Genomic DNA, 26052 nt, shown 5'->3' on the forward strand with positions numbered 1-26052 from the left:
CGTGGTCTATACCAAATAGAGCAAGTTAAATTGGGATCGCATTTTCATTGCTCAAAGTGAGACAGGAGCAGGTCGTGGATGTCGATGGATTCTAGGTTCTCCGGTGCTTGTAAGGGCGATATCAATACGGGCCAATCTTGCTTGTTGCTTGGGCGGCAGCCGTGAGAGCCTTTTACGAGGCTGGCGTCTAGGGGGATGACGTCTAGTAGGGCGCGGAAGCCGAGCTTTTTCTTGAGTAGGAATTTTGCGATCCGGGCGGGTGGAAGCTTTAGCTTTGGATCTATGAAGAGCTCCACCGGGTCGTAGCCGGGCTTGCGGTGGATGTCGATCGTTCGAGCGAAGTCGGGGGCTTTGTTATCGTCCAACCAATAGTAGTAGGTGAACCAAGCGTTTTCATTGGCCACGGCTATGAAATCTCCGCTGCGCTCGTGATCGATGCCCAAGTCTTTTTGCTGGTTGCGGTCCAAGACTTGATCGACTCCCTGCAGAGATAGAAGGGTTTCGCGTACTTCGTGGGCTATGCTAGAGTCGTTCAGGTAAACATGGGCGATTTGGTGGTCGGCGACGGCAAAGGCTTGGCTGATCCCTGCGTCTAGCTGTTCTAGGCCAAGCTCTTCTTTGGTATTCAGCCAGCCCTTTTCTCTTAGGGCCCTGTTGATGTGGATTGGTGTATCGACGTCCGTGATACCGTATTCGGAGAGGAGGATGACTTGCACTCCTCTTGCCTCGTAAAAGTCTATCAGCTCGCCGACCACGCTGTCGATGGCCTGCAAGTCCTTAGCGATGTCGGGATGCTTGGGGCCAAGTCGTTGCAGGTTGTAGTCCAAGTGGGGAAGGTAGACGAGCGAAAGGGTGGGGCTCTGTTTTTCCTCAGTCCACATAGCGGATTTGGCGATCCATTGGGAGCACTCGATACCGGCTTTGGGTCCCCAGAAAGTGAAGAAGGGAAACTCACCGAGGTCCTTCTTGATTTCTTCCCGCATCCCCATCGGCTGAGTATAAATGTCGAATACCTTCCTGCCATCCGCGGGATACATGGGACGTGGCGTGATGGTGTAGTCTGCGGTAGAATACATATTGTACCACCAGAATAGCTTGGCGCAGGTGAACTCCGGGTCGCGTTTCTTCAGGGTTTCCCAGATTTTTGGGGCTTTGACCAAGTGGTTGGATTGCTTCCAGAAATGAACCTCCGAGTAGTCTCGGTTGTACCAGCCGTTCGCTACGATGCCGTGTTCGCTGGGCTTTTTGCCTGTGAGAATATCGGATTGGCTCGTGCAGGTGAGGGCCGGGAAGGAGGGCGAATAGGATGCCTGATTTTGCTTCCTCGCGTAGGCGAGGATGTTCGGGGTGTGGGGACCGATCAGACGAGCCGATAAAGCGACGATATTGATTACGGCGGTACGACGCATTTTATTCGCGTTTAGCTTCTAGCCTCTGGGCAGCTCGCCGATGGACTCGAGGATTATATCCGTATCCATTTCGTGGACCTCGATTCGACTGCCGATGCCAGTCAGTAAGGTGATGGTGAGCATGCCGCCCAAATGTTCGCGAAACTCTTCCAGACCAGCGATCACGGCGTTTTCGTCGTTCGCAGACTTTTGCTCAATCTCTTTTGCGTAAGTGGCGAATCCGAGCCGGCGAATCAGGAATAGGATTCGAGAGGCGCTGGGGTGATCTAGGAAACCCTTCTTCAAGGAATAGAGTGTATCGAGGGCTATCCCGATGGCTACAGCTTCGCCGTGACTAAGACGGAAATCGGAAAGCTGCTCGAGTTTGTGAGCAGCCCAGTGTCCGAAGTCGAGCGGACGGGCGGAACCGAGCTCGAAGGGGTCGCCTGAGGTGGCGATATGTTGGACATGAAGCTGGGCGGAGCGATGTACGAGCTCCTGCACCGCTTGGGCTTCGGAGCGAATCAGCGAATCCGCATTGATTTCAATCCAGTCAAAAAAGGCAGCGTCTCGTACGAGGGCAACTTTGATGGCTTCGATGAAGCCGTTGCGGAGGTGCTTCTCCGGCAAGGTCTTTAGGAATGCGAAATCGTTTACCACCGCGAAAGGTGGGGCGAAGGTGCCTACGAAGTTTTTCTTCCCGAGGTAATTGACACCGTTTTTCACACCTACTCCTGCATCCCCCTGCCCAAGCGTTGTAGTGGGAAAACGGATATGACGAATCCCGCGATGAGCGGTCGCTGCGGCGAAGCCGACCGCATCGAGCAAAGCCCCTCCTCCGATGGCGATCACGTACGAGTGGCGGCAGATCTTCCAATCCTCGATTTCCTCGTAGATCTTCCTCAAGTAAGACGAGGTATTTTTAATGGCCTCTCCGGCGGGTAGGAGGGAGATACCGCGCAGGTCGAGGGCATCTTTGTGTTTTTGGCAATAGCTTTCGATTTGTTCGACGAGGCCGGGCGAAGCTTGAGCGACACCTTCATCCAGATAGAATGCCACCTTGCTTCTGAAGCCGACACCCTGCGGGTCAAGTAAGTCGAGCAACAAGGAATTGTCGGGGGCAAATGCGTTTTCGGTAAAAAGGACCCTTAGCTGGTAGGGGATTTGTATGGAGTGCTCGATACTCGGGAGAAGCGTCATGTTGGTACTGGAAACCACGAAGAAAAGGGGCAGAGGGTTGCGAAATTTTGAGAGCTTGGATTTAGCTGGCGGGGATTGTTTTTTGGGCGGTCGCTGTGAGTGCGAACAGGGCCACGAAAACGATGAGATGGGTTTGGTTGGCCAAACCGAGCGTCGATAGGATGAGAAGGTCAAGGATGGGAATGGAGGCCAGCAAGGGTCCGATCGTCTTTCCGATTATGAGTTCTCCGTCTACTCTAGCTCTCAGGAAAGATCGCGCGTTCCAAGCGGCGAAAAGGGCTAAGACCGCGCCGCGTTGGGCGTCGAAGTAGTCGGAGCGATAGTAGAAAGCTCCGAGTACCGGGGCGGCTGCCATCGCGAGGGCGGGATAATCGATCGCATTGGTGGTCGACTCCCCGCGGGCAAGGTAAGTCACTCCCAGGATGAAGGTGAAAATCGTGCCTGTTGCGATGAGGTTGTAGGTGTCGATTCCATTTTCGTAGGAGCTCGCGACCGCGAGATAAAGGAGCGCTCGGCAGGCTGCCATGAAGAGGGGCGAGGCGGCATTCCCTTTGTGGCTGAAGTCGTAGATGACGATGCAGGCAACGATTCCCGCCGCGAAGGCGGCGGGTAGCAAGCCGGTCCAGGCGAAGCCGGCAAATCCGACCAGGAGTAGGGCTGCGGCTATGTTTCTGACCGTAACGGGTGAAATTTGCTGCGAAGGGATCGGGCGCTCGGGACGAAATTCGGAGTCGAACTCGCGATCGAAATAGTCGTTGAGGTACATGCCTCCGGTGTAGAGCAAGGTTCCGCCGATCGCGTAGGAGGCGAACTGGAGCCATTCGTACCCGCCTACGATGATCCAAGCGCAAAGGATATTTGACCAAACGGTGGGCAGGTTAGAGGCCCGGGCAAGTGTGAGATGAGTTCGGAGATTCGTCACGGAAACGGGAGGATGCGGGAGTTTCCGGAAAAGAAAAGAGGTAAGCTGCTAAAACGATACAGCCCCCCAACCCGAAGGCTGGGAGGCTGACCGCTGCTTTTGTCGGGGTAACAAATGGTTGCTGAACTATTCGAGCCTGATTCGAATAAAGGTTTTGCTGCCTACCGCTGCTTCCACGCGTCCGGTTTGGAGTTCGCTTGTCGTGGCGAGCACTTCTTCAGCTTCGACCCAATCCACTAGGTCAACGCTCTGTTCGACGATGTAGTTCCGGGCGCTGACGCTTTGCCATTGGTAGTTGATATAGCCGTCGCTATCCACTGCGTCGGACTGAATCTTTAGATTTGAATTCGGGTCGATAGGCGAAGTGCCGCTTAGATACTCTGCTATGTTCGACTGGCCATCGTTGTCCTCATCGGCCTCTGCGGAGTCCAGTGCGTACAGGCTTTCCCAGTAGTCGGGCAGGCCGTCCCCATCGGAATCGGTAGCGTCTTGAACAGTGGCGTACTGGAAGGATCCAGAAATTCCTTCTGCATCTTCGACGACTAGCGTCGCTTCGGTGGCGATGGTCTCAACGACGAGGGGGCCCTCGAAAACTCCCGCCTCGAAGGAGATCTCTTGGGGAGAGGTAACCAGAACGGTCGAGCCGGCTAGCGCAGAAAAGGTCGCCGTGCCTTCGTAGAATTCGACCAACCTTCCGTCTGCATCCAATGCATTGATACGAGCATAAAACGGCTGCCCCGAATCGACTGTGTCGGGCGCGAAGCCCCAAGAGTAGGAGGCTAGTCCTCCGCTACTGGCGATGGTCAAGGTGAGCAGAGCGGAGGCTGTTCCGGTTGTCGCGGCTGCGCTGAGGGCGATTTCGAAGGTTCCCGCTTCGTTGGGTGTGCCGGAGATCAAGCCAGTGCTGCTGGATAGGGTGAGCCCATCGGGAAGTCCGCTTGCGGCGTAACTGTCGACGGTCTTGTTTACGGTTATCTGGTAAGAGTAGGTCTCTCCGATGGTTGCGTTTTCAGCCGTGGCGCTCGTTACAAGCGGTGGCTCCACTCCTCCAGGGTAGCCGCCTGCGACTCCGGAGGTTGTCCAGCTGGAAGCCAGATCCCATAGTTCCACTTCCGTTCCCAGACCTTCTTTTATGACGAGGGAATAACCGTGGTCATCTGCCAAATCGGACCAGCCCCCATCGTACTCAAAACGCAGGATGTTCAGGTCAAGAGGGTTGGGTAAAAGGAGGGCAATCTTCTCACCCGAATTGGAAAGCGAGCCTGTGTATTCGCCTGCAGCCAATGTATCCAAGGCGTCAGGATGGGCTTCTGTAAAGGCCTCTGTATCCTTGGCCACAACGATGTATGCTTCAGCTCCCAAGGTGGTACCAGCGGGGAAGGTGTATTCGACGCCGTCGGCGATTCGTACGCCGGAGAGGTCCAAGGTGGAACTCCCCATGTTTTGCAGCTCGATGAACTCGTAGTCTTTCCCCTCGGAAGGGTTGTAGAGAATCTCTGTAATCCTCAGCGAGTCGATCAAGTTGGAGTAGGTGGACATGTCTGTCGCGTTGGATACGCCGGGGGTTGGGATTTCGAAATCGGCCCACGTATCGCTGCCATCTGTTTCCCTCCCGGTGGAGTGGTCCGCAAATTGCGAGGTGATATCTACGGAATCGATTAGGGCCCCGTTTGAGCCGATCAGGTGTATGAAGTCGGATATGCGGTCTAGTTTGAATCCCAATGTATCCTCGTCTAGGCGCAGAAACCCGTTTGCTGGCAGGTAGCTCAGGTCGGGGAAAACGTAGAGTTCGGGCTCGCGAGCAAGGTTATCCGTCAAGGAAAGGCCTGCGAGGGAAACGGCGTTCAAGGTCGGGTTGTAGATCTCAATGAAATCCTCGGAAACGAGGTAGTTCGTATTGCCGGTCCACTCGTTTATCCGAAGCTCTGCTGGAGACCCGAGCGCGGTGGAGGCGGGGTTTGCCGAGCCGAGAGATGGCGTTGCCAAGGCCCAAAGAGATGGGTCAGAGCTGGATCTAGCTATGGCAGTATCCGCCATTTGAGGACCGAAGCTCAGGCTATCGATCAAAGTGCCATCGGGATCAAAAAGGTAAAGGGATTCGCCGTCTGCGCTTAGTTTAAAATCGACCTCGTCACCGTCGGCGTAGACAAGCAGATAGGAGTTTGCTGCGAGGCTGGCGCCGGATTCGAACACATATGCGGTGGGGTCGTCGATGTCGTCGCTCAACGAATACCCTGCGAGGTCGATAGAGGAACTTGAAGCATTGTAGAGCTCTATGACATCCGGATACATCCCGTCGACCTCAAGTAAGGTATTGTTCGATACAACGATCTCGTTTATACGCAGGTCGCCGGTAGTGGAGCTTTGGGAGCTCGCTGAGCTTGTCGCGACCGATGGTACTATTTTCTCTTCACCGATGAGTCCTAGAAGATAGGTTTGTCGGTTGGTCATCCATTCCTTAATAGTAGTTCTGTTTTCATCCGAAAACCATTCTCCAAGATGGTTGTCTATGAACGCGTAGTAGGTCGGGTAGTCTGTTTCCGAAGTGTCGGCATTGAACACGGTGCCAAACAGCTCTCTGATGGCATCAAGGTAGGTCTGGCGAAATGCCGCGTTACCTTCTCGAGTGGAGTCGCCTAGCAAGGGGAGAAGCGGGTATATTAGCGATGATTGCATCGCTCCCTGCTGGTTCAGCGTGTCGACTTCGGTAACGTCGTAGAGACCGTAGGAATTGTAGGCGATAACGGACTCTCCAAATCCGTGAATTGTATCCAGATCGTGGGGAAGTGGATACATTCGAGTGTACTCTCCGTCGTAGACGAAGGCGGCTGCATAGTCATCGTCTTCTCCGGTCGAGAGATTTTGCTCGCGAGCCTGCAGTACCGTCATGCAGGCGAGCCAACGCGCCAAATAATCGATGTCGCAAACGGTATTTAGTTCGGCGACTTCGGCGTCGGTGAATGCGGAGCCATCCCATGTACCCGAGGCAATGTCGCCTGCGGTTTCACCTGTGAAGTGACTGGCGGCGACTTCCTGCCATTTTTCGGAGAAGGCGACTACGTCCGACCAGTCGTTGGCAGCGGAGTCGGATTGTTTGTCCCAGCCCGAATAGGTTCCATCTGGGGTAGATGGTACCGAGTAGTTGGTCGACCAGTTTGAGGTGGAGACTTTGCGGTATAGCTGGGAGGATTCAGCGTCGGAGAAGTGATTGTCCAGATAGTCGCTGTTGAAATCCTCGACTCGGCACCATAGCCCCCAGTTTCCCGAAGATCCATAGGTCGCTTCTTGCGCTCCGTTGTGGCGAAGGTTGACGGGAGTTACGTCCGAGGCGACTAGGCCCGCCATTCGCATCATAGAGTGGGCTACGAATTGGAAAGGGGAAGAGCGAGGCGCTAGCATGAAGCGGCTGACATCGTTCCATTGATTGTCTCGAGGCATATAAATGCGCAGCGGCGGGTAGGTGAGCTGTCTGCTGCTGTTTCCCCGAATACGCATGGCAGTGTTATAGCGAATGGTGACGTCATCGCCTTGAGTCGCGATAAGGGTGAGGTTGAACTTTGTATCCAGATTGCGGTTAACAGACTGGAATGCTGCCTCTTCGGATGCGGTGAGAATGAGGTGGTAGGAAGGAGCGAGTCCGGTGATCTCTTCGTCTAAAACGAAGTAGTTGCAGTTCGTTGTTTGTCCCACTGCATTTTCTGCGGGCCAGGTGCGTGAATTGGTACCGTCGGTTGAGGATACGTAGAACTCGACGATAGAACCGTCGGTCATGGCCCCGATTTCGGCCTCGTACAGCCCATTTTCATTTAGGGTCATAGCGACCGTAGAAAATGAGCCGGGGCTGGTCGAGGAGGCGTCGCGCCAGTAGAGTGTGGCAGAGAGGTCCTGATCTTCCAAGTCGGTTAATTTACAGGTAACAGTGACTGTATCGGAGCTCGTGGGAATAGCGGGCGAATGTGTTACCTTGGTGATGACCGGAGCGATATCGGAAACGGCCAGTGAGTTGACCGCGCCCGGGGTGCCTCCTGTGGAGGAGGAGCTGCCCCAGTTTTGACCGTTGCCGGAGTCGAGCGTAGCTACGCGACGTTCAAGGGAAGCTCCCGAGTCGTTGGCGGCAGAGGACCAATCCCATCCGTCTGTCGTGTTGTATGTGCGTGTCGCCCAATCCCCCTCGTCTGCGTAGGTGACGGAATCGACAGACTCCCAGTCGTCTCCGTCGGGTTTGGATAAAGTGACTTTCTCTCCATCGTTGGAAAGCTTGTCTCCCGACTCCCAAGGGCCGTACACGGTGGAGGCCGAGCTGATCTGGCTGGGGTCGGAAGCGACCACGACGAAACCTTCGGAAGCGATACTCGATCCTTCGGGGAAAACGTAGTCCACACCGTTGGTTAAGGCCCAACCTGAGAGGTCTACCGATTCGGAATCAGGATTATAGATCTCAATAAATTCTTTGCTGGTATCCTCTGGGTAACCGGTACCGGAGCGGAACATGATCTCGTTTATCACTGGGCTTGCGCTTAAAGCTCCAGCGAAGGCAATCGCCCCAAACGAAAGGATAGATCGTGAGAGGCGCGCGGCGCCGCCACCGCGCGCCCAACCATGAATTGACACATTACGTGTCTGGAAAGAATGGGCTTCAGCCAAATTTATGAAATGAGGATCTTTAATTTTAGTTTTGGGGTGTATGTGTGGTGTGGACATTTAGATTGCAGGTAGTTTTAGGAGGAGGTTTGTGCTCTTTGCCGCAGGCTTTTGGCAAAACGGTACCATGGCTTCGTTTCGGGACGAAGGGGGTGTATCCGTAGATGAAATACCGTCAGCTTCTCAGGTCTGTGGAGATCGCGATTCGGTCTGTGAGCTCTTTTGTCGGTATGGTGAGCGGTATGGTTTGCCCGCTCGACAACATGATGTGTTTTTTCTTCGGGTTTATTCGGATGAGTTGTGAAACCTTGCGCAGGTTTACGATGGCCGATCTGGATACGCGAAGAAAGGGTGCTCCGTTGCAGATCAAATTCTCAAAGTGTGACATGGTTGAACGTAGCATCCACTGTTGTTCGCCCACATGTAGGGAAACATAGTTGCCTGCTGCTTCGACCCAGTCGATATCATCGGGGGCGATGTAGGATGTTCGGTTCCCAGAGTGCGCTTCGAATCGGTTGAGCGGTTCGTTCTGCTTGGCGGCTTTCGTTTTTTCGATATGGCGTTGCGCCCGATCAATCGCTTGGCTGAGCCGCTCTTGGGAAATTGGTTTCAGCAGGAAATCATCGGCTTGCCTATCGAAAGCTGCGACTGCGTGATCCGCTTGGTGTGAGGTGTAGATGAGGTAGGGACGAGTCGTTTTTCCGGCGGCGGTGGCGAACTCGATCATCTCCTCGGGCGCTTTCTTAATATCCGAAAGCAGAATATCCACGGAGTGGTGTTTCAGCGTGTTGAGCACGACTCCCATGGTGCCGGTCGATTCAATAGTTTCGATGGCCGGATCACTGGATAGCAAGGTGCTCAGCAGTTCCCTTGTTGGTTGCTCCTCGTCTATGATAACGGTTTTTAAAGGTCTCATTTCCAAAGTTTGGTTTCAGAATATTTCTGCTAAGGGGGCGCTTCATATTCAGGAGTTTTGTTTTCTCAGTTTCTATTTTTCTTGGAATAACGAACGTGGAAGGAGAGCGTTTGCTGGAGGGAAAGCTCTGCCTTTATTTTCAAATTCAGTGCCTTGGCGCTAGCCAGAGCGATGGATAGTCCGAGTCCGCTGTGATTCGAACCGGTGCGAGAAAAGTCTCTTCGCCAGAATCGCTCGAACATGTGTTCGACATCTTGGGATGTTAGTTCCGGCGCTTGATTTTCAACTACAAGTTCGCAGATTCCTGATTCTAGTTCTTTCTTATATATCCTAGCTTCACTGGAACTAGGCGCGTACTCGCTTAGGTTTGAAAATAGCGTATTCAGAATCAGGGCGAACAAGTCTGCGTTGGTCTGTAGGGTCTCGCCTTGTGGGATGTCTATGGTGGTGGTGATCCCTTTGGCGTCGGCGAATTTCTTGTGCGGTTTCCAGATCTTTTGGACTAGAGACGTTAGGTCGACTGGCTGGCAGTCTTTTTCCACTTGTCCCGCATCCAAGCGCGCGAGCTTGAGGAGACCATCCAATATCATCTCCATGCGTTTACTGATCCCTAGCACCTTTTCGTATCCATCCGATGGAGCGCTTTCGGGCCATTTGATAGCGATTTCCGATAGGGTGGTTAGCTCGGCTACTGGAGTTCTGAGTTCGTGCGAAGCGTCGGAACTAAAACGCCTTTCCCGATCGAAGCTTTGTTCCAAGCGTTTGAGCAGATCGTTAAGGCAAGTGTTTACGGGAATGAGTTCGCGTGGAGTATCGTCTGTGGCAATACGAATGTCCAAGTTGCTCTCGTCGATAGTCTCCACTTGGGCGGCGAGCTTCTTTAACGGCTTCAATCCGACGCCTAGAAGGTAGTTAACTAGCGCGACTGTAGCGAAGGCGCCGCAAAGGCCGATTCCCAAAAAGGCATAGAGGTATCGTTTTAGGGAAGCGTCTAGCTCCGAACGACTCCTAGCCAATACGACGGTTTGTATTTTGCGCTCTCGATCGCGCGGCGGGCCATCGTTGCGGAAACCTTCTTCTTGTACGTCTTCGCTAGGGGGGGCTTCTTCACTGGGTTCATCGTTGCGAAATCCATCCCCGGGAGGGCCAAAAGAGGGTGAGCGGGTAGCCATAACTCGAACTCGATCGCCATTGGGCAGGTCGTAGTCCCAGAACGTGCGGCGTCCGGCGTTCTCTAGAATGGGCAGCTCGTAGTCGCCTAGGCTGGGGGATTTGCTTTCGACAACCCCATCCTTGTAAACAGCGAAGTACAATCCGCTGTCTTTCTCGGAGAACATTTTGGCTCTCTGCGAGAATTCTGCGGGTCCAAAGCTGAAGTCATCCGATTCTTGAGGTGGTGGAGGCGGGGCGTCGCTTTTTTGCTCTGACAAAAGAGGTTGGTCTTCGAGGGCTAGAACTTCGCCTCCTTGAGTTTGGCTCGACCGGCCTGATCGGCCAAAGTCCGGGCCGCCGAAGTCCGGGCCGCCAAAACTTGGGCCGGAATCGCCCCCAGATGGTGGGCCCGGCGGCATGCCCCCGCGGTCGCGTGGCCCCCTATCGAATCGTCCAAAAACGGGTCTCAGAAAAAAGGATACGTCTTTTTCTATGCTTTCGAGCTCTTGGTCGAAGCTCTGTATGGTGACGCTTTCGATCGCTCGATACACGAAGCTTTGCGTGACGATCCAGACTAGCCCCATGGAGACTAGCAGAGTGAGCGTCAGCTTGCTGCGGATCGATTTCATACGTGTAAGCTAGGCTCGGAGTTCGAGGACGTAGCCCAGTCCGCGGCGGGTATGTATGAGTTGTGCGGAATTTTCAGTGACCTTGATCTTCTTTCGCAGCGTGTAGATGCCTACGTCGACTACGTTGCTCATGGGCGATACAAGGTCGTCATAGATATGGTCTTCGATTTCGGTCCTGCTGACCAGAGACCCGGCTCGCATGGCGAGGTATTCGAGAAGGTTGAACTCGCGAGCGGTCAGATCGATCTCTTGGCCGGCTCGGAAGGCTTTGCGCGAATTGGTATCGATGGTCAGGTCGTCTACCTCGATTTTGGAATTGGCTTGTCCGTGAGCGCGACGGCATAGGGCCTGGACGCGAGCGAGCAACTCCTCGATAGCGAATGGTTTTACCAGATAGTCGTCGGCTCCCAGTTGAAGTCCTTTGACGCGATCATCCACAGTGTCGCGAGCGGTCAGGAACATGGCTTGGCAGCGGTTGTTTTTAGCCCGCAGCTTTTCCATAATAGAGAGCCCATCCAAGCCTGGTAGCATGATGTCCAGGATGATAGCGTCATATTGGTTCTGTTCAGCGAGATGCAGGCCGTCGATGCCGTTGTCGGCACCGTCCACGGCGTACCCTGAATGCTGCAGAGCCAGAGTGACTGACTGGAGCAAAATGGGTGAATCTTCTACGATGAGTACTCTCATAATTTGCACGCAATGGTTTGTGTTACGATTTGTAAAGCCCTTTGTATTAGATTGTTGCAAAAAACATTTGTTTTACTGCCATTCATCTTCCGTTCATTTTCGGGGTGCTATTATGTGGGCCTTTGCTGAGCTTGTGACTCGCAACGACACTTGTTGACGGAGCGATTTTCAAGCCACTGAGCTTATCATAAAATGGGCATTTCGAGGAGGGATTACTTTTGCTTAACAAGCCTCGTTTGCTTGTTGGCGAACGGCTTGGGACAGGCTGCTTTGGCTAGCGCTTCGATGGTTCTGACGGAGATCATGTATAATCCGGCAGATTTCGAGGACTACGACGGGCAGGAACTGGAGTTTCTAGAGCTTTTCAATAAGGGGGATGAGCATCTGGATTTGTCTCAAGTCGTTTTCGCCGACGGGGTGGAGTACACCTTTGCCGCTGGTAGCGGCCTGGACGCGGGCGAGGGGCTCGTATTGGTGTCGAACGAGGAAGCCTTTTCCGCGATGTACCCAGAGGTGTCAGTCTTTGGCGAATACGAAGGGCAGCTTGGTAATGGCGGTGAACGTATCGAGATCGCGGATGCGGAGGGAGAGACCCTTCTCGAAGTGACTTATGGGGACGAAAGCCCATGGCCGACTTCGGCGGACGGGCTCGGGTACTCGATCGTCTTGAGGGACGAGGAATTTTGGCCTGAGGATCCCAGCGTAGGTGGTGAATGGAGGGCTAGTTTCGCTGTCGGCGGATCGCCTGGAGAAGAAGACCCGCAGGCGGATGTGGCTGGAGTCTTGGTCAATGAGATCTTGGCGCACACGGATTTGCCGCAGGTGGATTCGGTCGAGCTTTATAACCCCACCGATGAAGCGGTCGACGTGAGCGGTTGGTATTTGACGGACGATCCCGCTTTGCCGCTTCGTTTCTCGCTACCGGAAGGAAGTGTGATCGAGGCGGGTGGGTATATTGTCTTTACGGAATCCAATTTTGGTCCGGACGTTCTAGGGGACGACGGTTTCCGGTTTGATAGCCATGGAGACGAGGTCTGGCTCTACTCGGGCGATGGAGAGGGGAACCTGACTGGGTACCGCCATGGATTTGTTTTTGGCGACTCTGACAATGGAGTCAGTTTCGGCCGTGTGGTCGATTCGCAGGGCTCTGAGTGGCTTACTTTTCTAGAGGAGAACAGTTTTGGCTATGAAAATGGAGATCCGCTAATTGGCCCTGTGGTGATAAGCGAGATCTTGTATGATCCGGTTTCGGGGGGCGTGGAATATTTGGAGATAACAAATGTCAGCGATTCGGAGGTTCTACTTTACGATACGGAAAACCCGGAGAATACCTGGCAGGTCGAAGGTATCGGCTACCAGTTTCCGGAAGGAGTCAGCCTGCAGGCTGGCGAGGTTGCCCTGCTGGTGAGCGTGGAGGCGGAAGAGGCCCGAGCGCTTTGGGCTTTGCCGGAAGATCTACAGATATTCGGTCCCTACGAAGGCTCGTTGAGCAACGAGGGCGAGCAGGTTGCTCTCTTGTACGCCGACCCACCGGACGAGCTCGATAGTGGAGAGATCTACGTGCCCTACATGGATGTAGATCGAGTTCCCTATCTTCCGAGCTCTCCCTGGCCTGTGGGAGCCTTGGGCACGGGTTTGAGTATCGAGAGGATTGACTTGAATGGCCTTGGGTTGGAGCCGACGAACTGGCGGGATAGTTCGGGGCTCTCCGGCTCTCCTGGCTGGGTGGCGACCCAATCGTACCAAACTTGGGCGGAAGCGAATTTTTCAGAGAGTGAACTCAGTTCGGAGGCGACATCAGTGGAGGGGGATTTCGATTCGGACGGTTTGCCCAACGCTTACGAATATGCTCTCGGATTGGACCCGCGTTCTCCTGATTCGGGGGATGCCTTGGCCTTAAGTTGGGCCGGAGGGGGAGATTCGCTTGAGATTGCAGTCAGCCGCTCGCTCGCTCCGGCAGACGTTGAAATCTCCCTCGAGCGGAGCGTCGACCTATCGGATTGGTCCGTCGCCACCGCGGACGAAGTGAGCGTTACCAACCGCCTAGAGGAGGGCATGCAGGATCTTGCTTGGAGCTGGGCCAGTGCGAGCGTGCCAGAATTTGTGTTTTGGAGGCTGGTTTGCAGGGTTGAAAGCGCTGCTGCGGAGTAGCGTGCCACTTCATCTCTGCTTCATGTTGTCTTCATATTGTAACATTTAAAATCCGCCCCGAAAAAATGGAACGGATTGGATCTAAAATGTTGGACGCTGGGGTTCTCGATAAGGGGAGTCTTTGCGATAGCCCGATGACTTGGTGATGATCGGTCTAGGGCAAGGCAGTGTGGCGGGCCCCGATGGGAAGCCGCTGGTTATCGTCCCGCGGGTGCGGCACGAGTTTAAGTACATTGTGCCCGCCTCGATGGCGGACGATATCCGCGCCTACGTTCAAATGTTTTGTGAGAAGGATCCTAATGCGGTGGGCCATCCTCCCTCCTACACTGTATCCACCCTGCAGCTTGATTCACCCAGCCTATCACTGCATTTTGCCAAGGAGAGAAAGCTCGTGAACCGTTTCAAGCTGAGAGTCCGTACCTACGGCACCGATCTGAACGGCACGGTATTTTTCGAGGTGAAGCGGAAGGAGACCGACTATGTGTGCAAGACCCGTTCTCGCGTTTCGATGAGCGAGTATAGGGATGAGCTTTACACGGATCCCAATTGTATCCCTCATTTCGCGACGGAAGAGGAAACTCGCAACCATATCGAGTTTTTGCGTCTTAGCAGGAGCATTGGAGCCCGCCCAGTCCTTCATATTCGCTATGATAGGGAGTCTTGGATCGGCACGGAGGACCGGTCGGTTCGTGTTACGATGGATCGTAATCTTAGGTATCGCAAAGCCGAGGGGTATCGGTTTTTCGGAGCGGAGCCAACGGGTTGGCGGGTTATGGATACAGAAGTCGGATTGCGTAGACCCTTTGCTGGAATGATTCTCGAGGTCAAATCAGCTCTCGGAGTTCCGGTGTGGATACCTACGATGATCCGCCACTTCGGTTTGGTTCGTAGCGGTTTTTGCAAGTATTCGACGGCGATGCGCCTCGAGTCGCTGTTTGGTGGAGGGTCTTACTCCGCTACCTCTGAGCGTTGTCACTTTTAGCTTATAGTTATGGAGTTGTTTATCGAAGGATTTGGTTCGGTGCGCGAGCAAGGCGCGTTGGATATAGTAGCGTCGCTTGCGTTGAGCCTGTTTTTAGGGACTTTGCTGGCCGCGGTGTACCGGTGGACGCATTCGGGGGCGAGTTATTCGCGATCGTTTGTGCAGACTCTGGTACTGGCCTGTATTGTGGTGGCGATTATGATCATCGCGATCGGTAACAATCTCGCCCGTGGTTTAGGGATCATAGGTGCCCTGGCTATTATCCGTTTTAGGACTCCAATCCGCGATCCTAGGGATATCATCTTTCTTTTCGCGACTCTAGCGGTAGGCATCGCTTCCGGATCTGGAATCTATCAGGTAGCGTTTATCGGAACTTTGTTCTTTGCCCTGTCAGCCTTCATCTTGCATTGGGCGCCAGCCTCCTCTCGCCGCAAGAACGAAGGGCTGCTGCGTTTCTTGGCTCCGAGAGGAATGGATCTGGAGCATGTTCTTTCGGAGGTGTTTAGAGGGTTTGCCAGCTCAGTTGAGCTTGTGGCGATGCGTGACGCTATGCAAGGAACCGATTTGGAGTACGCCTACCAGATATGTCTGGTAGATAAGTCGCTTTGCGATGAATTTCTGGATACGCTTCGCGAGGTGGGAACGATTCGGGAAGTTAGCTTCATCCTCCAGCGGGAGACGGTTGAGATTTAGGTTATGAGCGAGGAAGTATCTATACACCGCTTGTCTAAGCGGCACCGTTTCCGTATTTGGTTCGTACGCACGGTACGCCACTGGCCCTTTGTCGTGTGGGTGGCTTTGGGAGCGCTCGCTCTCTGGTCGATTTCGCACACCGAGGTAGAGGAAACAGTACCGGGGCTTGTCGAATACAGCAAACGCACTCTCGTCCCCAAGGAAAGCGGGTACATCGAGACGCTTGAAGTCGAACTGGGGGAGCCGTTTCAAGCTGGGCAGTTGCTCGTGAGTATGCGTTCGGCCGCTTTGAACTCCGAGATAGCCGAGGCCGAGTCCGATATCGTGGATGCGGAGTCAAAGCTGTCGCTGGAGGCTTTTCTAAGAAGCTCGGAGCTAAGGCATTCGGAAGAGAAACTCGTTTTGGAGGGCAAGGAGGCGGAAAGCGAGCTGGAGGTTCTTTTAGCGGAAAGGGAACGTCTCCAGGGCCTCAAGTCTAGTGGACTAATCGACACGGGGATGATAGTCTCGAACGAGCGCAAGATCGCTTCGCTGCGTTTCCTAGTCTCTACCTTGGACGAACGACTGTCGGCTCTGAAAGCGGAGCAGGCAGACTTCAACGCTTTGATCGAGGAGGCTCGAAGCCGGCAAAAGATTAGCAAGGAAACGCTGTTGAATACGCTGAAGGAGCGCCGTGAATCTTTGGATCTAACAGCGGAGTCGGAAGGCTCGGTGGCCACTGTGTATCGGAAAAAGGGGGACTTCGTGAGAGCCGGGGAACCGATTTTAGATTTGGTGGAGAAGGAGAGGCCGCAAGTAGTTGGTTTCGTGGGACATGATGGGACTCAGAATCTCTTCGAAGGAGAACGCGTGGAAGTAAACCTTACCGGCACTCAGCTCGCTCCGATCGCAGGCAAGGTAGTGCGAGTCCTGCCGAAAATAGGTTCGGTGGAAGATAAATCTAACCCTATCATGGCTCGATCAGTTCGCGGAATCCTATTTGTAGTAGACTTAGAGGAAGATGTTCCTTGGCTTGACGGCCAACAGGTAGAAATCGCTTTGGAAGCGGGAGCCAATTCTCCGCTCCAAACTTGGTGGGACCAAATCCTCTCAGTGATCGGGCTTGGTAGCTCGCAGTCTTAAGATGTTAGCTCTTATCGCTGAACTTTTCGCTATCGTGTCCCGTCTCGTAGCATTCTTAGGCGTCCTGATGCTCTTGATTGTAGAGGCTGAGGGGGCTACGGATCCTATTCAAGCAGTCAACGATTGGGTGGCTCGGGTCGACGAGGAAATGGCTACGGAGTCGGACGTGGACGAGGTTGATGATGTTCTATCCCGACTGGTGGATGTGATGCGTGATTGCGAGCCTGGCTTGGAAGAGCTTCGGTTAAAGGCTGAGCTCGTCAAAGCGAATGCGAAGGCCGGTTTGGCTTGGCCGGATCCAGAATTGAGGGTGACCCTGTCAGAGGACGAAGATGGAGACGGGGGAGACGGAAGTGTAGGGCTCCGACTACGTTTCCCTGATAAAACGGATCGGCGAGTTATCAAGCGTGCGGCTGAAGTTGAATTGGACTACCTTGCTAGCTGTATTCAATCTCTGGAGCGCAGAGTTGATTGTAGAGCTCGTGGCCTACTAAGTAGCGGTTCTCTTTATCGTCGGCAGTTGATTTGCGGTATCCGTCGCTTACGGGAGTTAACCGGACTTTATGTAAGGACAGAGTCTGCAGAATCTAGGTCTGTCGAGTGTTCAAAACTGGCTAGGCAAATCTTGAAGGGATATTCGGAACTGCGGGAACAGTATCGTGAGTATGAGCTTGTTCTGTCACAGTTGACGGAATGCGGTTTGAGTGATGCTCAAGCTGAGCTGGTGGTGGCCGGGTGGAGGGATCGTTTGGATACGCTTCCATCCTTAGCGAGTTTGGAGTCACAGGCCTTGAGGTATAACTTGGAATCAATCAAGGTCCGGCGAGATGAAGCCCTCGTCCTAGCTCGCATAGAGGCACAGAATCGAGGTTGGATACCGGAGCCTACGTTTGCCGAATTTAATTGGGGCGATGAATTGCCGGGGGAGAATTCAGACCACGGAGGTCGCTGGAAAGTGAAGACTGGTGTGAGTATCGACTTGTTTTCTGACCATGAATCTGAGCGGCTGAATGCGATGCTCAAGTCGTCGAGCGCTGAGAAGAACTCGAAGCAACGTGAAGTCGTAGCTGAACTTAGAGTTTTGTATCGAAAAATTCGTGACGAGGAAACTCTACTGAGCGTTTCAAGAGAGTGGCTAAACGGCACTTTGTTGGATATGGATGAGGCAATTGGTGACCTGCTTGCGTTAGATGGTGATCCAGAGGTGTTGGTAGATTTGCGAGAGGAGCGTTTCAGAACAGAGAAATCCCTTTTGGAGGGTGAGATTCGTTTAGAGTCTCTTTACCAAGAGATAGAATTGCTCTCTGGTTGGAGTCGTAATCTAACTCGCTTTTAATCTAGCCATTCGTTCAAACAAGCATCGAGCGGGAGTTTAGCTCTGACAATGCCCACTCGTATTCACTAGTAATCTGCTCAACAACACTTTTGTTTCTTCCTAACTCTGGCAGCACCGACCAGGTGTAGGTTTCCATCTCCAGGTGCTGGCACGCTTCAGGTTTTGCCTTTAGGTAGTCTAATGCGCCTCGGATATGGCTTCTGGTAGAAGAAAGAGGCCAAGCAGGTTCGGAGTGAAGCGGAATGTGGAAATGGATACGCCACTCGGTTGAGTTGTCTTCGCCTATTTCTCTCGCTTTCAAGGCCGCCGGCAGATCCTCGTAGCGGCGTATGTTTTCTCCAGTGTCACCTTCGCCTGGTTCTTTGGCCAGTACCTGGTGAAGGTATGTCGGCTCGTTGTAGCCGCTGAGCAGTTCGAGCGACGCTGGGCTGAAATCTCTCGTTACCAAGGCAGAGGAGATGTGAAGCTTCGAAATGCGAATCCCCAGAGAATCGAATTTCCTGAGGGCCGTGTTTGCATCTTCATATTCTAAGGCGAGATGGCAGGTGTCGTAGTTGACTCCGATTCGTCGCTTGATTTGGTCCGCGTCTTTTCTCCTGTTCAGGAAATGCTCAAAGAAGGTTATCGTTTCCTCCGTGTTTTCGAAGAGACCGAGCGGTTCTGGCTCGAGCCCTAGGTGCAGGTCGAGGTCGTAGGTCTCGCTAAGCGTTTCGATGTGTTGGTAGGCCTTATACAAATTGTCGTGCATGGCCGCGTACTGAGAGTTATGGGTAACAAAGCGCTTGAAAGAACCGGGTAGAGTGGAAACGGATCCCGCGACACCAGTGGGCAGAAGTTGTACGAGGATATCGAAGAGAAGGTTGGTGTAAGTGAGTCGGTCTTCTTCAGACCAATCGGGTCGGTATACTTGCTCCTTTACCCGCTCACCGTGGAAGTTGCCATAGGGAAAGCCGTTGATGGTAAAGACGTAGCAATTTTTCTTGTTCAACCAGGCCTTGAAGGCGGCAAGCTTTTTTGGCTGGGATAGTTCTTTCGCAGCCAGAGCGGACAAGCGAAGTCCGATTGCGTATTCGTTGTGTGGGCACACACATGCTTTCACTTGCAAAACCTCGTTTTTAAGGGATCGGAATGTCTCTTCCCAGTTATTGCCCGGGTGAACATTTGTGCAGTAAGCCAAGTGAGCTCCGTTTGCCAATTGCATGAGCATTTGCATTGAGGCAAAAGAGCATATAGGCAAGCCCAGCGATCCTCTTTCTATGCGCTAGGCCTGTATCCGCAAGTCACTGACTCGGACTTCGCTGATTCTATTTGCTTCCAGGGATAATCGCTGCACGAGCCTTTTCGATGGCGGCGACCAGTTTATCAGGGTGGATGGGCTTCGATAGAAAGTCGTCAAATCCAGCTTGGAAGCAGAGTTCTCGATCCTCTTGCCAGGTGCTCGCGGTAGCCGCGATTGTCCAAGGTGCTCTCTGAGATTGGGCGAGATTTTTTCGGATAGATTTCAAGGTTTGTATCCCGCTGATGTCTGGTAGCTGCAGGTCCATGAGTATGATGTCGTAGGGCTTTAGATCGCACTTCTTGATCGCATCTTTGCCGTCTTTAGCTGAATCCGCGCGAAACCCAAGCTTCTGCAGGATGCGGATTGCCAGCATACGGTTGATGGCGTTGTCCTCTACGACCAAGATTTTCTCTTTCTGAAAGCTTTCAGCTGTGTCGGAGCCTTGGAGCGAGTTTTGCAAACTCATCGATCCCTTCTGCAGGACTTGTGAGAATGCGACCGGGTCGATAGGTTTTTGCAGTGAGAAGGGGCCAACTCCGCCACCCTCGGGCTGATCCGCTGGTTTGGAGACAGGAAGGACTTCGATGCGGCAAAACTTAAAATCAGATATGTCCTGAAGGCATGTATCCACTTTTGCTATGTCAGGTTCGCTCCAGCCAGAAATGTCGCAGAAAAGAAATGAGAAGGGAGATCTATTTTCCAAGGATTCAACCAGCTGTTTTGGATTCTCTATGAGTATCGTTCGCAGGCTGAAGTGTTCTAGGATATCAAGGATGATCTGGGTCGATTTGCTGGGGGTCGCTAGTACCAAGGCGATTTTATCCTTCACTTCTGGCAGGGGTGGATAGGCCAGTCCGAATCCGCTTTCTAGCTTGAGATTGCAAGTGAAGAGACTGCCTTGATCGAGTGAACTTTCCACACTGATGGTTCCCCCCATGCGATCGATGATACGTTGGCAAGTAGCGAGTCCTAGACCGTAGCCGCCAAAATGGCTTCGAGTGGAATCGCTAGCTTGAGAGAAAGGGGTGAACAAGTTTGGCAAGGTCTCTGGGGCGATGCCGATTCCGGTGTCTTGAACCGTGAGACTTATCTCAGTGTATAGTTTTCCGTCGCTTTGCTGTTCGGCCCGATTTGCCTCCAGAGTGACAATAACCTCACCCGCCTCAGTGAACTTGACTGCGTTTTCTAAGAGTTTGGATACAACCGTGGAGAAACAACTTTCATCGCCGTAAACCGTGGCCGGTGTTTGGGACCCCATGCGGAACAGGAGCTCTACATTTTTGCTGGCTGCCAGCGGGCTGAGCGTGTCGATAGACTGGGTGAAGCATTTTACGAGGTCGAAAGGCTTATTCTGCAACTCAAAGCCGGGGGCATCTAGGTTCGTGAAGTAGAGGATTTCATCGATATTGGCGAGGAGGTTGCCGCTGTGAGTGGTGATCGATTTGAGCATCCGCCTTTGCTTCTGATTGAGCGGGGTACTCGCTAGCAGATTGGCCATGCCGAGAGCTCCGCTGATAGGATCGCGAATCTCTTGGCTCATTGCGGCGAGAAACTTGGACTTGGCAGCGCTCGCAGATTCAGCGGTTGCGAGGGCGTTCTCGAGAGCGACCTCAGTTTTCTTTCTCCCGGTTATATCTGTCATGCTACCGAGGATACGAGCTGGCTTCTGGTCGGTAGAGTAGGATACCTTTCCTCTCAAGGTGAGCCAGAGCTCTGCCCTCTCGGGAGCTTGAAACCTTACTTCCAAATCGAGTTGCCCGCTTCGGTCCTCGTAGATTGCCAGAAAGGCGTCTTCTACTTTTTTCAGGTCCTTTGGATGAACATTAGCTAAAAGCTCGGATAGGGACCTGATTTCCTCGTGGGGAGACTTACCAAGGATCATCTGGCACCTCGGGGAAGTCCAAACACTTTGGCTTGGGATATCGATTTCCCAGACGCCATCCAAGCTGCTCTCGATGGCGGTTATCCAACGAGAGGATAGGGCCAGTAGTTTTTGTCCCTCGGCTTGCAGGCCTAGGGGCGTATCGAAGCCGATGGCGTACCGGCATCCTTCGAGCTCGTGGAAAGTAAGCGAGTAATCGACTAGGAAGGTGCTGCCATCTTTCCGGCGATGCAGTGAGGAGCCCTTATAAACCCTATCTTTTTTTGGGGTCGCGAACCAGTCGTGGTCGATGGTAGTGGTCCAGTGGATCTCGTGGAGAAGATCGAGCGATTGGCCGACCAATTCCTCTTTTGAGTAGCCGTGAAATTGGCAGGTGGCGGGGTTGCAGTCTCCTATGAGGACGGGCTGCTTTTCATCCGGTCCTGGAACGATCAGGAGGATCCCAAAGGGCGCATTTTCCCAAAGATTAGCCAGCAAGGGTTCCCTTTGCGAGAGCGCGGCAGAGAGTGTTGGAGGTTTGCTGGGAATCGGGTTCTCAGGCATAGGAAAGTGCATTCTAAGGGCCTTCTATCTGTAGCCCAACTGCAGGGAAGGGGCAACCTCGGCAGACTTATTTCTTCGTGATGCCGAGTTGATACTTAAGTCCAGCTCGTTTGAACGCTCAGCCGAGTTTGAAGTTGGGGCTTTGGCTCAGGAACCGGAAGGGCGTTTGATAGAACACTTTGTCTATCGTTTCGTCATCGTAGCCACGCCTTCTCATTTCCATGGCAGCATAGGGTACTGCTAGCGGTACGGATACGCCCCAGTCGCAGGCTGAATTCATCCAAAGTCGTTCGGGTCCGAAATTCTCCAGGATGTCGATGGCGCGTGGTGAGGTGGCTTTCGATTCGGGATAGAGCGTAATGCCGCCCCACATGCCTGCGTCCATGACATAGCCAGCGGTGTGCTCCTCCACGTGATCGATCAAAACGTGGGACGGATCGATTCGTGAGTCTGATTTTATCAGATCCACAATCAGCTTGGTTCCCTTGAGCTTGTCTTCCAAATGAGGGGTATGAACAAGGATGAGCTGTTCGTGTTGGGCGGCGAGATCTACATGCTTCTCAAGAATCGTCATCTCGTTGCGAGAGTTCTTGTTGAGGCCGATTTCGCCGATTCCCAGAACGTTGGGCTTGTCTAGGAATTGGGGAATGAGGGCGAGGACTTCATTGGCCAAGCCTAAGTCCTCGGACTCCTTGGGATTGATGCAAAGCCAGGAAAAGTGCGGCAAATGGAATTTGGCTGCCCGAGCGGGCTCGTACTCGGTTAGTTGCCTGAAATAGTCGTAGAACCCGTGGGAGGAACTCCGGTCGAAGCCCGCCCAGAAGGCAGGCTCGCATACCGCTTTGCAGCCGGCTGTTACCATGGCGACGTAGTCGTCAGTGGTTCGGCTTACCATGTGGGCATGGGGTTCGATATATCTCATCTTTGGATTTTGCTCTTACTCCTTTCGTGAATTTACGACTTCAGCCGCTAAAGGTTTGCGTTAAAGCAAGTCCAAAAGAATGGGAGGGAGCTTGGCAACTTCGCTTTGCTCGAGGGCCTGTATTGTAGCTTACCTGCTAGCGTTTATTCGCCGCTAGATCTGGCTAGGCGGGAGCTACTCGGACAAAGTCTTCTGAGCGGAAACCCAGCTATGGGCTCGAATCAGCATCTCTTTGAGCACGGGAATGCGGGCTGGTTTAGCCACGAAATCATGCATGCCCACATCCTTGCATGCCGCTTTGTCTTCGTCTCGAGCATTCGCGGTGAAGGCTGAGACATAAATCGGATGCTTTATAGAGTGGGAGTTTATGATCTTACTCGCCGCTGTGAGTCCGTCGAGCACGGGCATTTGGAGATCCATGAGAATGGTATCGAATGCTTCCGCTTCTGCGGCTCTCACACCCTCGGCTCCATTCTCCGCCGTTTCAGGAGAGTAGCCGAACTTCTTCAGCATCCTGACCAGGACCTTGGTATTGATCGGATTGTCCTCAACGACGAGGATCCTCATCGGGTACTGTTCGGCAAAGGCGATCGTTTCACCTTGTTCCGCGGCCGGAGTGGCCTCGGGCTTTTGCTCCTGGGGAGAGTCTGTTTTTTCCACGGAGACTCGGCTTCTTGCGGGGGATGATTCCCTCGTATCCGAATCATCGCTAGGTAGCAAGGAATCTCTAAATGGGTGATCCGGCTGGTTTTTGAATGCTTGCAAATGGAAGTTTAGGGCGCGAAGCGAGACCGGTTGGCTGATAGCCACAGATTTGTCGTTGGATGCGATATCCTCCTTCGTCTTGGAAGAGACGAGGCGAATGATTGGAGGGAATAGGTCGCCTTGTAGATTTCGCACATCGAAAAGCGTGCGAATCGTGTCGGAGCGGGAAGCGGACTCGTGAATAATCAGAAGGTCGCTTTTCTCGTTTTCGAGGGTGGAGCGAAGCGGGTCTGGTCGCGAGGAGACGCTGCGCGCTTCGATGCCCCAATGTGCCAGCTGAGTTTCCAAGGCGTCTTGGGCGATCGCATCATCGATCACGATCAAGATCTTCTCTCTGTCGAATTGAGCAAAAGCCGGTTCTGATTCCATGCTGGCGACCGGTATTTCCACAGTGAAAGTGGAGCCTTTCCCGAGTTGGCTTTGCACAGAGATTTTTCCTTCGAGCAAATCGACCAGATTTCGTGTGATGGTTAGTCCGAGCCCTGTTCCTCCATACTGTCGGGAAGCGGAGGATTCGGCTTGGAAGAAGGGTTTGAATAGCTCCTGAAGATGGTCCTTTGCGATGCCTATTCCGGTATCGCGAACTGCGATCTGCAGTTTGGCATTTTCCGTCTCGTAAGCGACCGATACGGTTACGCCGCCGCGATTGGTAAATTTAACGGCATTGCCTACGAGGTTAGCGATGATTTGCCTGAGTCGGCTCGCGTCTGTGAGAACCTGGGCGGGAACCTCGTTTGAAATGGTCAGATGCAGCCCGATGGACTTGCTCTCGCAATCAGCTTGGAAGGGAGAAATGCCGGATTCGATCGTTTCGACCAAGTCTGTCGGATTCTCGGAAATCTCGAATTCTCCTGCTTCGATTTTCGAAATATCCAGAATGTCGTCGATGATGGAGAGCAGATTGTCGGCGCTGACTCGAATGGTATCCGTGTACTCGCTCTGTTCTGCGGTCAGATCGAGGGAAGACAGGAGGCTCGCCATTCCGATAATGCCGTTCATCGGAGTTCGGAACTCATGGCTCATGTTCGCTAGGAATTCGCTCTTTGCTCTATCGGAGGCTTCGGCCGCATCGCGGGCCGCTCGCATAGCGTTTTCAGCTTCTTTACGGTCGGTGATATCGCGGGTGATTTCCACAAATCCGCCTGTTTCCAACTTGGAAAGAGTGACATCTGCCCAGATCAACTTGTCGTCTTTTTGACGTCTCCAGCCTTGGAAACTGACCTGGCCCTTGGCGTTGGCTTCGGCCATCATTGTTTCTGACAGATTCAGAATCGCTTCGTCTTCTGGCGGGAAAAGGGCGGCGTAGCCGATCTTCGAGGCCTCGCGGCTTGTGTAGCCTAGGATGCGTTCTGATGCGGCATTCCAACGCAGGATTTTGCCCTCATCATTCAGAGTAAAAATCGCATGGTCTCTGGCGCCTTCGATGATGAGTCGTAGCCCCTCTTCGCTCTCGATCAGCTGGGATTGGGTAGATTTCAGCTGATGCACGGTTTCCTCTAGTTCGCGATGCGAGGTCTGAAGATTTTCCGTCATGTGGTTGAAAGCCCGAGCAAGATCTCCGTATTCATCCGAGCTAGAGCAATTCACTTTGTGCCCGAAGTTTCCGCGACCTACTTCGTCCGCCCCTTCCTTGAGCAATCTCAGAGGACTGGTGAGTCGATGAATGAAGATGTAGATGAGGAAGGTTCCGAAAACGATGCCTCCAAAGCTGATCGCGATAAGCAACAGTCGGGTTTTGTAGAGGGATTGGCGCTCGTCCTCGTAAGAGCTGAGAAGGATGTATTGCAGCTCGTTTCCGTCGCTTAGCTGAATAGTGTCGCTGAGAGCGTGAAAGTGTTCGTTTCCGAGAAGCACTGGAAACAGGTGTCCCGCTTCTGCGGTATTTTCTTCAATCGCCTTTTGGGTGAGGGATTCTGACAGGGTGGAGCTCAACGGCTTCCCGTCGACAATAGTTATCACTTCCGTTTTGGTGAGATCCTTCAATTCTCTCAAGCGATGCTCTCCCAGTTCAGTCGCGATGCTCAAGCTGGCCAAGATCGTTCCCGACTTTGGGCTGCGCAGCGGCATGAAGGTAATGTTGTAGATACTATTTCCGTCGCTGTAGACGGTTGATTCTGCGTGCCCTCCAAGAGCGAGTTCAACATTTGGCGCTAGAGCTTGCTCCATCGCATCCAGGTCGAGAGTCGAGTCTGATCTGGCTGAGAATGATTCGTCACCATTCATTGGCGTGCAGACGATGGCTTTGACGCCAGGTCCGAGCGATTTGAGCAGGTTTTGTACGAGACCGTCTGGCCCCTCGGCTCCGGAGGGCTGCTCGAGGCGTTCCAAGGAGTGAGCTACCCTTAACTGGAGCTCGTGTGAGCGGGGTTTGTCGTCGACCCATCTGGCCAAGAACGATTGGGCCGTAGTGAGTTTGTCCTTGGCCGCTACATCGGAGCGATCGTTGAAGTGCTGATTTACCTGTGAAACGGTGATGATTGGCATCGCGATTAGGACAGCCAGCACCGGAAGGAGGACCTTCGTGAGGAATGACATCTGCCTAGCTCGTCGGATTTGGATCACAGGTAAGGGCGGCTAGCGTTTCTAGCGAAGCGGGCTTCCGTTCAGGAGCTGAGCTATTCCGTGACTGGAGGTTACAATCCGGTTGGCCAGGGTCCGCTCAACAACGGCGAGTCTTGTTGGTGAAGTCCCAGCAGTGATACAAGAGTAGAGGAAGTCGGAGCCAGTCATGAACTCCTATATACGGCTGGCGTACCGTAATTTTTAGCTATTCTGCAGAGTAATTTACCCCAGATGGCTGGAAGGCATTCGTCGCCTAGCGGTCTTGGACAGCCTTCTCTTT

General features: G+C 53.3%; 16 protein-coding genes. 5 read left to right on the forward strand and 11 right to left on the reverse strand.

Features of this window, described 5'->3' with window-relative positions; genetic code table 11:
* Nucleotides 1-44 precede the first annotated feature (44 nt).
* The 7 genes from H5P27_RS08865 to H5P27_RS08895 form a co-directional block, all read right to left on the reverse strand.
* The gene (locus tag H5P27_RS08865) at nt 45-1409 is read right to left on the reverse strand and encodes an alkaline phosphatase family protein (protein WP_185660047.1); all 1365 of its coding nucleotides are present in this window, start codon (nt 1407-1409) and stop codon (nt 45-47) included.
* Nucleotides 1410-1427: 18 nt separating this feature from the next.
* Nucleotides 1428-2588, reverse strand: a complete 1161-nt coding sequence (locus tag H5P27_RS08870; RefSeq protein WP_185660048.1) for a 3-dehydroquinate synthase — start codon at nt 2586-2588, stop codon at nt 1428-1430.
* A 61-nt stretch (nt 2589-2649) separates the two neighbouring features.
* On the reverse strand, nt 2650-3510 hold the full coding sequence (locus H5P27_RS08875; RefSeq protein WP_185660049.1) for a UbiA family prenyltransferase: 861 nt from the start codon (nt 3508-3510) through the stop codon (nt 2650-2652).
* Nucleotides 3511-3636: 126 nt separating this feature from the next.
* Complete coding sequence (locus H5P27_RS08880) at nt 3637-8016, reverse strand: lamin tail domain-containing protein (protein WP_185660050.1); 4380 nt, start codon at nt 8014-8016, stop codon at nt 3637-3639.
* Nucleotides 8017-8326: 310 nt separating this feature from the next.
* Nucleotides 8327-9067, reverse strand: coding sequence for a LytR/AlgR family response regulator transcription factor (locus H5P27_RS08885; protein ID WP_185660051.1), 741 nt, complete (start codon nt 9065-9067; stop codon nt 8327-8329).
* 65 nt (nt 9068-9132) lie between these two features.
* Nucleotides 9133-10848: an ATP-binding protein gene (locus H5P27_RS08890; protein ID WP_185660052.1), complete on the reverse strand. Its 1716-nt coding sequence runs from the start codon at nt 10846-10848 to the stop codon at nt 9133-9135.
* Nucleotides 10849-10857: 9 nt separating this feature from the next.
* Nucleotides 10858-11535 (reverse strand): response regulator, encoded by a 678-nt coding sequence (locus H5P27_RS08895; protein WP_185660053.1) that lies wholly within the window; start codon nt 11533-11535, stop codon nt 10858-10860.
* 192 nt (nt 11536-11727) lie between these two features.
* On the opposite strand from H5P27_RS08895, the gene H5P27_RS08900 reads away from it, so the two are divergent.
* From H5P27_RS08900 to H5P27_RS08920, 5 genes are all read left to right on the forward strand, one after another.
* Nucleotides 11728-13686, forward strand: coding sequence for a lamin tail domain-containing protein (locus tag H5P27_RS08900; protein WP_185660054.1), 1959 nt, complete (start codon nt 11728-11730; stop codon nt 13684-13686).
* 145 nt (nt 13687-13831) lie between these two features.
* Nucleotides 13832-14668 carry a polyphosphate polymerase domain-containing protein gene (locus H5P27_RS08905; RefSeq protein WP_246462593.1) on the forward strand — a complete coding sequence of 279 codons (837 nt, stop codon included), beginning with the start codon at nt 13832-13834 and terminating at the stop codon, nt 14666-14668.
* Nucleotides 14669-14677: 9 nt separating this feature from the next.
* Complete coding sequence (locus tag H5P27_RS08910; RefSeq protein WP_185660056.1) at nt 14678-15361, forward strand: DUF4956 domain-containing protein; 684 nt, start codon at nt 14678-14680, stop codon at nt 15359-15361.
* Nucleotides 15362-15364: 3 nt separating this feature from the next.
* Complete coding sequence (locus tag H5P27_RS08915) at nt 15365-16483, forward strand: HlyD family secretion protein (protein WP_185660057.1); 1119 nt, start codon at nt 15365-15367, stop codon at nt 16481-16483.
* A 1-nt stretch (nt 16484) separates the two neighbouring features.
* Nucleotides 16485-17819 carry a TolC family protein gene (locus H5P27_RS08920; protein ID WP_185660058.1) on the forward strand — a complete coding sequence of 445 codons (1335 nt, stop codon included), beginning with the start codon at nt 16485-16487 and terminating at the stop codon, nt 17817-17819.
* A gap of 13 nt (nt 17820-17832) precedes the next feature.
* Here the strand turns inward: H5P27_RS08920 and eboE are convergent, their stop codons facing one another.
* The 4 genes from eboE to H5P27_RS08940 form a co-directional block, all read right to left on the reverse strand.
* Entirely contained in the window at nt 17833-19026 is a 1194-nt protein-coding gene (gene eboE / locus H5P27_RS08925) for a metabolite traffic protein EboE (protein WP_221774658.1), read from the reverse strand.
* Between the two features lie 97 nt (nt 19027-19123).
* A complete protein-coding gene (locus H5P27_RS08930) occupies nt 19124-21523 on the reverse strand; it encodes a PAS domain-containing hybrid sensor histidine kinase/response regulator (protein ID WP_185660060.1) in 2400 nt (799 codons plus the stop codon).
* A 118-nt stretch (nt 21524-21641) separates the two neighbouring features.
* Entirely contained in the window at nt 21642-22445 is an 804-nt protein-coding gene (locus H5P27_RS08935; protein WP_185660061.1) for a TatD family hydrolase, read from the reverse strand.
* Between the two features lie 174 nt (nt 22446-22619).
* Nucleotides 22620-25745, reverse strand: a complete 3126-nt coding sequence (locus H5P27_RS08940) for a hybrid sensor histidine kinase/response regulator (RefSeq protein WP_185660062.1) — start codon at nt 25743-25745, stop codon at nt 22620-22622.
* Nucleotides 25746-26052 lie beyond the last annotated feature (307 nt).

The organism is Pelagicoccus albus (assembly GCF_014230145.1).
Taxonomy (GTDB): Bacteria; Verrucomicrobiota; Verrucomicrobiia; order Opitutales; family Opitutaceae; genus Pelagicoccus; species Pelagicoccus albus.

What these genes read in the sequence shown, in the direction of transcription:
- H5P27_RS08865 (WP_185660047.1), bottom strand. Translation starts at nt 1,409, where the DNA reads ATGCGTCGTACCGCCGTAATCAATATCGTCGCTTTATCGGCTCGTCTG.
- H5P27_RS08870 (WP_185660048.1), bottom strand. Translation starts at nt 2,588, where the DNA reads ATGACGCTTCTCCCGAGTATCGAGCACTCCATACAAATCCCCTACCAG.
- H5P27_RS08885 (WP_185660051.1), bottom strand. Translation starts at nt 9,067, where the DNA reads ATGAGACCTTTAAAAACCGTTATCATAGACGAGGAGCAACCAACAAGG.
- H5P27_RS08890 (WP_185660052.1), bottom strand. Translation starts at nt 10,848, where the DNA reads ATGAAATCGATCCGCAGCAAGCTGACGCTCACTCTGCTAGTCTCCATG.
- H5P27_RS08895 (WP_185660053.1), bottom strand. Translation starts at nt 11,535, where the DNA reads ATGAGAGTACTCATCGTAGAAGATTCACCCATTTTGCTCCAGTCAGTC.
- H5P27_RS08900 (WP_185660054.1), top strand. Translation starts at nt 11,728, where the DNA reads ATGGGCATTTCGAGGAGGGATTACTTTTGCTTAACAAGCCTCGTTTGC.
- H5P27_RS08905 (WP_246462593.1), top strand. Translation starts at nt 13,832, where the DNA reads ATGATCGGTCTAGGGCAAGGCAGTGTGGCGGGCCCCGATGGGAAGCCG.
- H5P27_RS08910 (WP_185660056.1), top strand. Translation starts at nt 14,678, where the DNA reads ATGGAGTTGTTTATCGAAGGATTTGGTTCGGTGCGCGAGCAAGGCGCG.
- H5P27_RS08915 (WP_185660057.1), top strand. Translation starts at nt 15,365, where the DNA reads ATGAGCGAGGAAGTATCTATACACCGCTTGTCTAAGCGGCACCGTTTC.
- H5P27_RS08920 (WP_185660058.1), top strand. Translation starts at nt 16,485, where the DNA reads ATGTTAGCTCTTATCGCTGAACTTTTCGCTATCGTGTCCCGTCTCGTA.
- eboE (WP_221774658.1), bottom strand. Translation starts at nt 19,026, where the DNA reads ATGCTCATGCAATTGGCAAACGGAGCTCACTTGGCTTACTGCACAAAT.
- H5P27_RS08930 (WP_185660060.1), bottom strand. Translation starts at nt 21,523, where the DNA reads ATGCCTGAGAACCCGATTCCCAGCAAACCTCCAACACTCTCTGCCGCG.
- H5P27_RS08935 (WP_185660061.1), bottom strand. Translation starts at nt 22,445, where the DNA reads ATGAGATATATCGAACCCCATGCCCACATGGTAAGCCGAACCACTGAC.
- H5P27_RS08940 (WP_185660062.1), bottom strand. Translation starts at nt 25,745, where the DNA reads ATGTCATTCCTCACGAAGGTCCTCCTTCCGGTGCTGGCTGTCCTAATC.